8 protein-coding genes are annotated in these 11,835 nt (G+C 35.6%); all 8 read left to right on the top strand.

The window, feature by feature from the left end:
• Positions 1 to 51: 51 nt before the first annotated feature.
• The 8 genes from C5O22_RS03570 to C5O22_RS03535 all read left to right on the top strand — a co-directional run bounded on the left by C5O22_RS03570 (position 52) and on the right by C5O22_RS03535 (position 11,729).
• Positions 52 to 1,275 carry an FprA family A-type flavoprotein gene (locus C5O22_RS03570; RefSeq protein WP_132779830.1) on the top strand — a complete coding sequence of 408 codons (1,224 nt, stop codon included), beginning with the start codon at positions 52 to 54 and terminating at the stop codon, positions 1,273 to 1,275.
• Between the two features lie 167 nt (positions 1,276 to 1,442).
• Positions 1,443 to 4,154, top strand: coding sequence for a rhamnogalacturonan lyase family protein (locus tag C5O22_RS03565; RefSeq protein ID WP_132779829.1), 2,712 nt, complete (start codon positions 1,443 to 1,445; stop codon positions 4,152 to 4,154).
• Positions 4,155 to 4,407: 253 nt separating this feature from the next.
• A complete protein-coding gene (locus C5O22_RS03560) occupies positions 4,408 to 5,049 on the top strand; it encodes a hypothetical protein (protein ID WP_132779828.1) in 642 nt (213 codons plus the stop codon).
• Positions 5,050 to 5,070: 21 nt separating this feature from the next.
• Positions 5,071 to 5,715: a hypothetical protein gene (locus C5O22_RS03555; RefSeq protein WP_132779827.1), complete on the top strand. Its 645-nt coding sequence runs from the start codon at positions 5,071 to 5,073 to the stop codon at positions 5,713 to 5,715.
• A gap of 45 nt (positions 5,716 to 5,760) precedes the next feature.
• Complete coding sequence (locus tag C5O22_RS03550; RefSeq protein WP_132779826.1) at positions 5,761 to 6,954, top strand: hypothetical protein; 1,194 nt, start codon at positions 5,761 to 5,763, stop codon at positions 6,952 to 6,954.
• Between the two features lie 11 nt (positions 6,955 to 6,965).
• Positions 6,966 to 8,126: a hypothetical protein gene (locus C5O22_RS03545; protein WP_132779825.1), complete on the top strand. Its 1,161-nt coding sequence runs from the start codon at positions 6,966 to 6,968 to the stop codon at positions 8,124 to 8,126.
• A 67-nt stretch (positions 8,127 to 8,193) separates the two neighbouring features.
• Positions 8,194 to 9,888: a rhamnogalacturonan acetylesterase gene (locus tag C5O22_RS03540; protein ID WP_132779824.1), complete on the top strand. Its 1,695-nt coding sequence runs from the start codon at positions 8,194 to 8,196 to the stop codon at positions 9,886 to 9,888.
• Between the two features lie 11 nt (positions 9,889 to 9,899).
• Positions 9,900 to 11,729, top strand: a complete 1,830-nt coding sequence (locus C5O22_RS03535; protein ID WP_165910388.1) for a rhamnogalacturonan lyase — start codon at positions 9,900 to 9,902, stop codon at positions 11,727 to 11,729.
• Positions 11,730 to 11,835 lie beyond the last annotated feature (106 nt).

Genomic DNA, 11,835 nt, shown 5'->3' with positions numbered 1-11,835 from the left:
TGATATTCAATATTTGACTAAAATAGTATATTATTGATGAGGGATAGGTGTATGAAACAGAACGAAATTGTACCAGGTATTTTTCGGTTATCCGCTCCGGTGCAGGAACCCCTATTTGAAAGTATGTGGCCTATTCCAGGGGGTATGGCAATGAATTCGTATATTGTGAGGGGAGCTGAAACTGCGATTATCGATGGGGTCTGTGGATGGGATGGGGTCCCCGAAACACTTTTTGCTCAATTAGATGCCATGAAGATTCGCCCCCAGGATATTCGATATGTGGTAGTAAATCACCTGGAGCCCGATCATAGTGGATGGCTCGAAGAACTGATGCGAGCCACCGGTTCTTTTACGGTGCTGGCCACCGAAAAGGGGCTTCGGTTGGGGGACGCCTTTTTCAATATATCCTCCCGTTTTGCAACTAAGGCGGTAAAGACGGGGGATACCCTTGATTTAGGGGAAGGCAAAAGACTTGTGTTTGTGGAGATTCCCAATGTACATTGGCCAGAAACGATGGCCACCTATGAGACTTCTTCAGGAACCCTTTTCCCCTGTGATGCCTTCGGTTCCTTTGGTTCGGTTCCTGAGGATCGGTTTACCGATGCGGATTTTACAGAAGAAGAATTGCAAATGTATGAAAAAGAGGCCCTGCGTTATTACGCGAACATTGTAGCCGCTTTCTCACCGGCGGTGCTGTCGGCCATTAAGGCGCTTGCTTCTGTAGAGGTCCGACTTATTGCGCCAGGCCATGGTATTGTATGGAAAAAGGATCCACAACGGATTATTCGTTTATATGAACAATTTGCAACCTGGAGCCGGGGGACCGCCCTGCCAGAGATTACTCTTATATGGGGGAGCATGTACGGCATGACTGCCAAGGCGGTAGAAGCGGCTGTGCAGGGTGTGAGGGATGAGGGCCTTCCTATTCGGGTGTTTCGCAGCCCCCAGGATCATGTATCAGATATTCTGGCGTCTTGTCTTCGTTCCCAGGGGATCATCCTTGGTGTTCCCACGTACGAATATCGTATGTTTCCCCCTATCGCTCATGTGCTGGATGATCTCGGAAGGAAAAGGATCCTTAATCGTAGGGCTTTCTGTTTTGGGAGTTATGGTTGGTCGGGTGGAGCCCTTAAAGAACTGGAAGAAATTATCGCAAAATACAAAATGGAATGGAACTTTTTGGAACCGGTAAGTTTTAATGGACAACCCCAAAAGGAAGATTTAGAAAAAGTATATAACCGTGCAAAAGCCCTTGCCCGCTCTTTAAAAGAATAATACGTGGATATCCCCGCCTCCCTTATGCGGGGGGCGGGGAAAGAGGTTTCTTTTTTTTGAACAAAAAAGACGTTTTTTTATAGCTTCATTTAAACTAAATTCCTAACATACTATTTTTCTAAGAAAGATCAAAAATTTTAATATCATCTTTTTTAGAAGGGGGTAATATGAAAAGACCTAGATTTTCTAATGTTTACTTGATAGTAGGGATATTCTTTGTTTTTTATTCATGTGTTCACATTTCTTCTAAGGATCCAACAATGGCAGATAAAATATCGATAAAACGAGGTTTGGTCGTTATTGAGACAAGTAAGGGAATTTATTTGCAATGGCGTTCATTTAGCAATGATCCAATAGATATCCAATATATTATCTATAGAAATGATAAAAAGATTGGAATGACGAATAAGACTAATTATGTGGATTCTAGTGGAACGAAAGATAATAATTATAAAATAGGAGTATTAGTTAATGGGAATGAATTAGTTTATGAAAAACCAGTTCTGCCAATGTTCCCACTTAATAAAGGGAAAAATGGAAATTTCCTAGAATATACATTGGTACGGCCTAATCCAAAGCCAACAATTAAGTTTAGGAATCCGAGAGAAGATCTTTTTAATGCTACAGGTAAATATTATTATATGCCCATTGACCTAAGTAGAATGAATAGTCTTCAAGAAATTGTAAAGAAGAAACAAAAAGGAACTATTTCTCTTGATGAATATGATAGAGCTTTGAAATCTTTTAAAAGCTATGTTGATACTTTAGGGCTAGATGCAACAGGGGGAAAGGGGCCTACGCTCCGATCTCTGGGATATAACGAATCAGGTAAAGTTCCTTATCGGATAAAAGATGGAAAATTAGTATATGAAATGGCGACTTATACTGTAAATGATATAGCTCCTGGAGATCTAGATGGTGATGGTAATGATGAACTAATTGTAAAATGGGATCCTTCTAATTCTCTTGACTCCATGTATTCTTATAAGACTTCTGCTCCTTGTATTATCGACGCTTATAAAATAGAAGATGCACAGGCTCATCTTCTGTGGCGAATTGATATGGGATATAATATTCGCGCTGGTGCTCATGATACTCAGATTCTGGTTTATGATTTTGATAAAGACGGAAAAGATGAGGTTGTATTAAGAACTGCGGATGGAACAACTTCCGGATCTGTCGAAAATGGGAAATATAGTCCAAAATATTTTGTAGGAGAAAAAAATGCCGCATTTATTGAAGACTATATATTGAATAACAATATTCAAATGTTAGAAAAATATACGTATAAAATACTTAATGGTTATTCTATTTGTTGGGAAGATCCTGTATATAATAATAATCAAGGAGAAGCTGGTGAAGATGGTTACATTACTACCGGTAGCTATAAAGGGAATATTTTGGACCAAACCTGGTGTAAAGTATATACTTATGGACCTGCAACGGGTTCTGGAAAAGAATATATAACAGTTTTTGATGGAATGACAGGGGCTATAGTTGATAGTATAGAATATAAATTTGCTATTACAGAATCTATGTGGGGCATTAATCCTGTCTGTAGAAGAGGTGCAAGTTGTTCCTCTCTTATTTATAATTCTGATAAAATAAATAAAGAAAAGGATCCTGGATATATAGAACAGTATTTCTGGGTAGATCGCAATAATGATGTGGGCAATACTTACATGATGTTTGGGGATTCTATAGGTAACAGGGCAGGGAGATTTCTTGGAGCTATTGCTTTATTGAATGGAGAAAAGAATTCCCCTGCAGCAATAATTGGTAGAGGATATTACGAAAGAACGACCCTAGCTGCTTATGTTTTAAAAGAAATAGAAGGCAAGAAACGGTTAGTAATGGACTCATATTTTGATTCTGCGGAATATCAAAATCATTCAGATTACGAATGTAGAGGGAATCACAATCTTGCAGTAGGTGATGTGGATAATGATGGAAAAGATGAAATCCTTTATGGTTCCATAGCTTTTGAAAAAGAAAATAATAATGATAAATTTATTAAGGTAAAATATGTTGTTGGAGTTGCTCTTCCCAAAGGAGAGAACCCTCCTCCAAAAGATGTTCCTCTTAGAATAGAAGAAGGATATGATGAAAAAGGTAGAATAAAAGAGGGGTATAAATTTACGTACTTGTATCATGGAGATGCTATTCATTTATTACCTTTAGATAAAAGTAATAGACTAGTTTTATTTACACCCCATGAAGATTCTGGGGATGCTAACCGTGGGTGGGCCCTTGCAATGCATGCTCATGATGCTGAAACTGGAAGAGTTTTAGTTGCATCATACAGGCCAGGAGATCAGGGAAGAGGTGTGGCTGGTAATGTTAACCCCACTATTCCTGATAGAATTGTGTATTCCGCTAATATTTCTATAGATTCAAAAACGAACAATCTGGTGAAGATTGGAGCAGGAACAAATGGTCTTATTTATTGGACAGGTTCTCTGGTAAGACAACTTATGGATGATAAAATAACTCAAATCTCAAAAAGAGGAGATTCTTATGAAACAGTAATGGAATTCCCGGGAGTTTCTTTTAACAATGGAACTAAGCGGAATCCTTGCTTGCAGGCGGATCTCTTTGGTGATTGGAGAGAAGAACTAATACTTAGGAAAAATGAAGATAGTATAAGAATATATATTACAAATATGCCTACAGAATATACTATTCCCTGGTTAATGCAGGACCATCATTATCGGCTAGGAGTAGCTCATCAGAATATTGCCTATAATCAGCCCCCACATCTTGGATTCTTTTTGGGATATGATACCTCCACCGAAGAAGCTAATGTGCTGCCAGGTCTTGAGGATACAATAATAGGAACTATTGTTCCAAAAGGTAATCCTATAATTCAGAAAAAATAATTTTCTTTCTTAGTTCTTCTAAAGTTCTTCTATGCCACCCAGAAGAAAGGGTGGCTTTTTTCATTTTATTGTTAAGAGATTAAATTTTGTGAATTATTTTTTCTAATTTTTATACAAGAAAGACGTTTTTTTATAGTATGCATTATTTATTCCTGAAAAGATAATTTACTTGTATACGGAAACTAATAAAGGAGGTGAGAAAGAAATTATTTCTCTAGTAATTATAATCTTATTAAAAAGAAGGAGGGTTTTTATGTTCTTCAAAAAAATTTTATTTTTTATGGGGATTTTTTTTATTCTTAGTTCATGCGTATCATTATCAGAACGAGTAGACGTAAAAAAAGATAATAGTGAGCAAAGGATTCAGAATATAGTATCTAATAAAACATCTTTCTTCTTTGATTTTCAACCAGCTAATACAGAAACTAGTTCATATGTTACTGCTGATGGATATGTAGCAGTAACGGTAGATGCTACTGCGAATTCCCCCAGACCTTGTACTGTTTATTCTCCTGAACGGGGGTATGGTTTTGTTATTGATCCGTCAGCTACTAATAAATCTTTGAATGCTAGAGACCGTGGAACTTCTTTATCTAATGATGCCGCTCTCAGAGATTTCGTTAGTGGTAATTATGATTATACTTTTAAGGTTGATCTTGAGAATGGGGATTATACTATTACTGCTTACGTGGGGGATAGTGCAGATAGTAGAACTACAAGAATAACCATTACGGATTCAAAAAAAGAAATAGCAGTTTTAGATCTTTCAGCAGCAAGCGGTGTTATTGATAAGAAATCTGTGGATGTAAAGGTTTCTAATAAAACCTTAGAATTTATAGTCTCTGATAAAAACAATATCCGTGTTCTGAATTCTCTTTCTATTGTAAAGAAATAAATACATAAGGAGGATTAAGCCATGAAATTTGAAAGATTCTTCTTTTTAATTCTTTCTCTCTTAATATTCTTTTCTTGTGAACAGGTTACAACTGTTTCCCAAACTAGTAGTGGTTCTTCTGGGGATAGCGGGAGTACGGATGGAGGTTCTGTTGTAAAAAGAAGCTATAAATTTGATTTCCAACCAGCAGATACTTCTTCTGCTAGTTATTATACTGCAGATGGATATACTGCTATTACTGTTGATGCTACAGCTACAGCCCCTAGACCCTGTACTGAATATACAACAGAAAGAGGTTACGGTTTTATTACTTCATCGATGTCTTCTAGTAAAACTCTTAATGCAAGGGATCGTGGGGCTACTTTATCTTCAGATTATGCATTACGTGATCTAGTAACAGGAAACTTTGATTATACTTTTAAAGTTGATGTCATAAATGGGGATTATACTATTACTGCGTGGGTTGGAGACACTTCTGCAAGAACTACAACCATAACCATAACGGACGGTAATGCTACTTTAGGAACACTTTCTCTTTCTTCTGCAGCTAACTCTTTTGATAATAAGTCTCTAGATGTTGCTGTAACGACCGGAACTCTAGAGTTTACTATTTCTGACTCAGCAAATGTAAGAGCTCTTAATGCGATTACTATTGTGGAAAAATAAGGTAGATAACCTTATTAAATAAACTTGATTCTAGGAGGATAAAAAATGAAAAGAAGGAATGTGGCTTTTTTAAGCATCTTTTTTAGTATTACTGTTTCGCTTTTTGCTGCAAAGGAAAATGTATTATTAAGGATGGCTTGGGGAACTTTAACTGATTTTGATTCTACAAATAGTAATGATACTGTTGCTGGTTTTGAAGGTTATATTGATTTTGATCTAGAAGATGAATTTAATTTGGCGAGAATTAGTCTAAAATATTCTGGAGTGAGTTCTACAAGTACTTCTTCTTCTGCCTTTTCTGTTGCTGAAATGTGGCTCAAAACGGATATGGCTAAATTTTTCAAAATAAATTCGAATGGCTTCATATTAAAAAATACAATTGGTTTTGGACAGGATAAGGATGGTTTGCCTACAAAAGGTTTATCTGCAGGAGCCTTTAACTTTAGCGATGTCGGTTTTTTAGGATTTGCTCGTTTTGATAATCGAATAGGAAGTATAACCAGTACTGGCTTAACTACTAGTTCTTCTTATGGGTATCCTCCTGTTATTTCTTTAGATATGGGGTTCCCCTTCGCTGTATTACGAAGTGCGGCAATTCCTGGTTCCTGGGTTGATAATAGTGATTCAACCTCCGAAGGACGAAAAAAATGGAAGATGCCATATATGATCGGAATAGGAGGGATTTTAGAATCTTTTAAATATGAGACTTTTTATACTATGAAAGGAAATAACGAGCAAGTATTGTTATCGGATTTATCCTATGAAATTAAGATTACAGACTTAAATCTGAAATTAGGTGGTGGAATAGCTCTAGATGTTGATGGGAAAACCAGTTCTGGTGGTACGAATGGAAATTGGTTGTATTGGGGAATTGATACTGTTTTATCTTATAAGTTTATATATACATATTATTTAAATTGGGGTTTAAGAGGTAATATAAAGAATGGAGAAGAAGTTAGCGTAACCGGTGGGGCTTTTCAATGTGAAACTCCATGGGTAACAGCAAAAACTCAGATTATTCTTGATACAAGGGCATATTCTCCTAATATTTTCAATCTCCTGGGGTTTGGTATTGAGAAAAACATAAACGGTGTTATTCTTGGTCTCGGGTATATTATTAGAGGGAATAACGCAGAAAAATTATCTACATTAAATATTACTCAAGATTGGATGACCGCAGTTAATATAGATGCAAGCTTAAATTCATTTTATTTGCTTGCAAAATTTAATTTGAAATAAAGAGGTTTCATATGAAAAGGTTGATATTTATAATATTATTACCTCTTTTTTCTTTGGTGTTAGTTTATGCTCAAACAGAATTATCAGGAAGGATTTATTTCTTGACTATTGAAGATTTTGATCCAACTAACACTAAAGATAGTAGTTTGGGTGGGGGATTCGCTGATGGTAGGTCTGCGCTACAGGGCATTGTATATTTTGATAATAAAAGTGATTATCATGTGGCACATGCAATGTTAGAGGCTGATAAAGCAAGTCTAATGTATGCGTATGAGGCTTATCTTACCGGGAAAATGGGGAAATTATTGAATTTGAGGGATTTTAAACTTGATATAACAGCAACTACTGGTGCTGGCACAAACAAAACTAGTAGGATCGGGTATCTACAATTTAGTCGTATCTATGATAGAGTCGGTAGTAATATAACAACAGGTATTGGGACTAATAATAATGGTATTCCATTTGTTGTTTCATCTGACATTGGTGTGAAGGAGTTTTCTGCCAGAATAGCAATATCTCCTGGATATTGGACGAGTACTACCGAAACAAGTGGAACAGAAACAATTACTCGAAAAGCAATACCATTCTTTGCTGGTTTCTATGGGAATGTATGGGGAATAAATTATGAAACATACTACACTTATAATGGTTCAAAGCTTCAGGGGGTTATATTTGATGGAACATATAATTTATCCTTTTCAAAGGAGAATTATGTAACTATTGGTTTTGGTTTAAATACAGATGTTGATGGTTATACAAGTACAGGAGATCGGACTAGTGATTGGCTTTATTATGGAATTGATCTTCTGTTTAGATTTAAAGCTCTAGGTTTAACGGTAGAAACCGGAGGAAGAGGAAATGTTAAAGAGGGAGAAAATCTTGTTTGTACTGGCCTTGCAATTGCTTATGGTATTCCGGTTATTGATACTGGTTTAAAATTAATGGGGGTTTTTGATACTCGAAAAAATTATAGTTATAATGTGGTAAATGTTATTGGTATGGGTTTTCAGAAGAAGATTGGTGCTGTAACTTATGATGTAGGATATTATTATAGGCCTTCAAATGCTGCTTCTATGGGAGATTTAGGTATTGAGCGGACTTTCTTAACAGTTCTAAAAGGAATAGATGCTTATTCCAGTGCATTCTATTTTGCTCTTTCTTATGGATTTTGAAATGGAGAAAAGGGCAACGTTAAATTTCTGTTTCTTTAACGTTGCCTGAAAAAAAGGAGAGAATATTATGCGGTTTAAATATTATTTATTATTAGAATTAATTCCTTCTATTCTCTTTTTTTCTTGTACTCATTTTGGAGATTCTATGAAAAAACAAGAATTAAAAGAACAAGTAAGAACAACAGAAAATTTATCTAATAATAATTCTGGTGTATCTTTGTCTAATAATAAAGTAGAAATAAAAAAAATAAAACTGTTTATCGTTGGAGATTCCACAGCCGCAAATGGTACTCCAGATGCAGTTGGATGGGGTAAAAAAATAATACAATATTTTGATCCTGATAAAATAACAATAGTGAATAATGCTAGAGGAGGACGAAGCAGCAAAACCTTTATTCTCGAAGGTTTGTGGGAAAAAACTATTTCTGAAGTGTATCCTGGTGATTATGTTCTTGTACAATTTGGTCATAATGATAGTGATTCTGTTTTTAAAGGAAAAGCTCGTGGTTCTCTCCCAGGAACTGGGTTAGAATATGAAGATGGTTTGCTAGATGATGGTACAAGTCAAAGAGCACGTACTTTTGGATACTATATAGATAGAATGGTTCATGAGGTAATGATTAGAGGAGCGACTCCTATACTATTATCGTTAACTATAAGAAATATATGGAAAGATGGTCAAATTGAAGAAGGAAATGTTTTGTATAATAATTGGATAAAAGAAATAGCTGTAAAAAGAGGTGTAGCTTTTATTGATTTAAGTCTGATGATTCGAAAAGTTTATCAGGAGCTTGGTTATGAGAAGGTTTCAAAATTGTTTCCTAAAGACTATGTTCATACAGGAGATGAAGGAGCAGATATAAATGCGAGTCTTGTGATCTCTGGCCTTAAAGCCTTAGAAGGGAATATTTTTGAAAATTATCTTTCTGATAAAGGAAAGAATGTTGTTCCTACAGATAGTTCATTGGTAATAAATGCTCAAATATCGAAATTAAGACCCCTTCCAGAACCTCAATATCCGGAATTACCAAATTTGATTATAGTCGGAGACTCAACGGTAAGGAACGACTGGGGTGTTGGTCAGAATGGCCAGTGGGGATGGGGGGATATAATAACACAATATTTTGATGAAAAAAAGATAAATATTGTTAACCGTGCTTTGGGCGGTACGAGTAGTAGAACATATATTACGTTAGGTTATTGGGAAAAAACCTTAGATCTATTAAAAAAAGGTGATTTCTTAATTATTCAGTTTGGACATAATGATTCAGGGCCAATAAATGATAATTCTAGAGCGAGAGGTACCTTAAAAGGGAATGGCGAAGAGATGGAAGAAATTGATAATTTATTAACCAAGCAAAAAGAGATAGTACATACTTACGGCTGGTATTTAAGAAAATATATAAAGGATGCTAAAGCAAAAGGTTGTATACCAATTGTATGTAGCCCTGTACCACGAGCGAGATTTAATAATGGAAAGATAACTTCTTCTGAATATGCACAATGGGCACAAGAGGCTGCAAATCAAGAAAAAGTTCCTTTTATAAACTTAAATAATATAATTGGGAATCTTTATAACAAATTGGGAGAAAACAGAGTTCTTAGTGAGTTCTTTCCTCAAAAAGAAACAACTCATACTAATCTGAATGGGGCAACTCTCAATGCCGAATGTGTAATTTATGGAATAAAGACGCTTTCTTTAAGTAACCTTGAGAAATTCCTAAAAAATAAAGATTTGGAATTGCTAAGAAATTATAAATAGGGAGGCCATTAATGAAAATCCCTGGTATAAAATTGACTGCTATTTTGCAAACATTTATTCTTTTGACTGGTTGTGTTGTTCTAACAAGTTTCGAAATGGAATCTTCAATAGCTCGTCAAATGGAAAGATTGAATAGATGTCTGGTAGCTATAAAAGTTGATAATGGTGTTTTTCTTAGTTGGCGTATTATGGCTTATGAATATTCTAATAACATTGGATTCAATGTTTATCGTAATGGAGAAAGAATAAATTCTAGTCCATTGTTAACGGGAAATTATTTGGATAAAAATGGAAATATTAACTCATTGTATTATGTGACAAGTATTGAGAATAATATCGAAAAAGATATTTCAAACCCTGTGACAGTATTCGCTAATAATTATGTTTCTATTCCTATTGTTCAACCATCAGGGGGAACTTCTCCTGATGGTGTTTCGTACAATTATAATGCAAATGATTGTAGTATTGGTGATCTCGATGGAGATGGAGAATACGAGATTGTTCTAAAATGGGATCCATCTAATTCAAAAGATAATTCTCAGTCTGGATACACAGGAGAAGTATTTCTTGATGCTTATAAATTAAATGGTAACTTTTTATGGAGAATAAATCTTGGTAAGAATATTCGGGCTGGGGCTCATTATACGCAATTTATTGTTTATGATCTGGATGGTGATGGAAGATCAGAAATAGCATGTAAGATTGCCGATGGTACAATAGATGGTACGGGGGGCGTATTTGGTGATAGTACAGTAGATTATAGAAATTCTAAAGGATATATACTGGAAGGTCCTGAATACTTAGGTGTTTTTTCCGGATTAAATGGGAAATTACTTGCATATACTAATTATATACCTGAGAGAGGAAATGTTAGCGACTGGGGAGATAGTTATGGGAATAGAGTGGATAGGTTTTTAGCATGTGTTGCCTATCTGGATGGTAAAAAACCTAGCCTTGTTACTTGTAGAGGATATTATACTCGTTCTGTTTTAGTTGCCTGGGATTATCGAAGTGGATCTATAGTAAAAAGGTGGATATTTGATTCAAACGATTCGGGTAATAGTGATTATTCTTGTCAAGGGAACCATAACCTTAGCGTAGCAGACGTTGATGGAGATGGAAAAGATGAAATTATATATGGTTCATGTACAATCGATGATAACGGAAAAGGTTTATATGCTACAGGCTTGGGACATGGAGACGCCTTGCATGTAGGTGATCTTAATCCTCAAAGAAATGGATTAGAGATTTGGCAATGTCATGAGACAGGTAGTGGGGCGACTCTTAGAGATGCTAGGACAGGAAATATTTTATTCCAATGGCTGAATTCAAAAGATGTCGGCAGAGCTTGTTCAGCAGATTTACTTGAATCTTATCCTGGAGAAGAAATCTGGGCGACAGGTTCTTCTTTGTTCAATCAGGATGGTATTGTTGTTGGGGCCAGTCCCTCTTCTTGTAATTTTGTGATATGGTGGGATGGTGATGAGTTAAGGGAATTGTTAGATGACATTATCATTAGTAAATATGGTAAAGGAACTTTATTACAGGCAATTGGATGTTCTTCGAATAATGGAACAAAGAAAACTCCCTGTTTAGTAGCTGATATTTTTGGTGATTGGAGAGAAGAAGTAATCTGGAGAACTGAAGATAATAATTATCTCAGAATTTATACAACAACAGATATTACAAACCGAAGAATATATACATTGATGCATGACCCTATGTATAGGTTAAGTATCGTATGGCAAAATGTAGGATATAATCAACCTCCACACCCAAGTTTTTTTATTGGAGCAGGGATGTCTGATCCTCCTAAACCTGTTATTTACTTAGTTCCTTAACAACATATTTAAATAACGTGAGCGCGCTCTGCCATAATAGTTGTCACCTAGAACAAGATGGAACAGGAGGTGACCTATGGCTCGGTATAGCGCCCAGATACGGAAA

The organism is Treponema sp. J25 (assembly GCF_004343725.1).
In the GTDB taxonomy this organism is placed as follows: Bacteria; Spirochaetota; Spirochaetia; order Treponematales; family Breznakiellaceae; genus J25.
Note: the sequence above shows the minus strand (reverse complement) of the source record. Positions and strands in the feature narration are given on the sequence as shown.

Bases quoted from the DNA above. Each gene is read 5' to 3' on its own strand.
- C5O22_RS03570 (WP_132779830.1), top strand. From the start codon at position 52: ATGAAACAGAACGAAATTGTACCAGGTATTTTTCGGTTATCCGCTCCG.
- C5O22_RS03565 (WP_132779829.1), top strand. From the start codon at position 1,443: ATGAAAAGACCTAGATTTTCTAATGTTTACTTGATAGTAGGGATATTC.
- C5O22_RS03560 (WP_132779828.1), top strand. From the start codon at position 4,408: ATGTTCTTCAAAAAAATTTTATTTTTTATGGGGATTTTTTTTATTCTT.
- C5O22_RS03555 (WP_132779827.1), top strand. From the start codon at position 5,071: ATGAAATTTGAAAGATTCTTCTTTTTAATTCTTTCTCTCTTAATATTC.
- C5O22_RS03550 (WP_132779826.1), top strand. From the start codon at position 5,761: ATGAAAAGAAGGAATGTGGCTTTTTTAAGCATCTTTTTTAGTATTACT.
- C5O22_RS03545 (WP_132779825.1), top strand. From the start codon at position 6,966: ATGAAAAGGTTGATATTTATAATATTATTACCTCTTTTTTCTTTGGTG.
- C5O22_RS03540 (WP_132779824.1), top strand. From the start codon at position 8,194: ATGCGGTTTAAATATTATTTATTATTAGAATTAATTCCTTCTATTCTC.
- C5O22_RS03535 (WP_165910388.1), top strand. From the start codon at position 9,900: ATGAAAATCCCTGGTATAAAATTGACTGCTATTTTGCAAACATTTATT.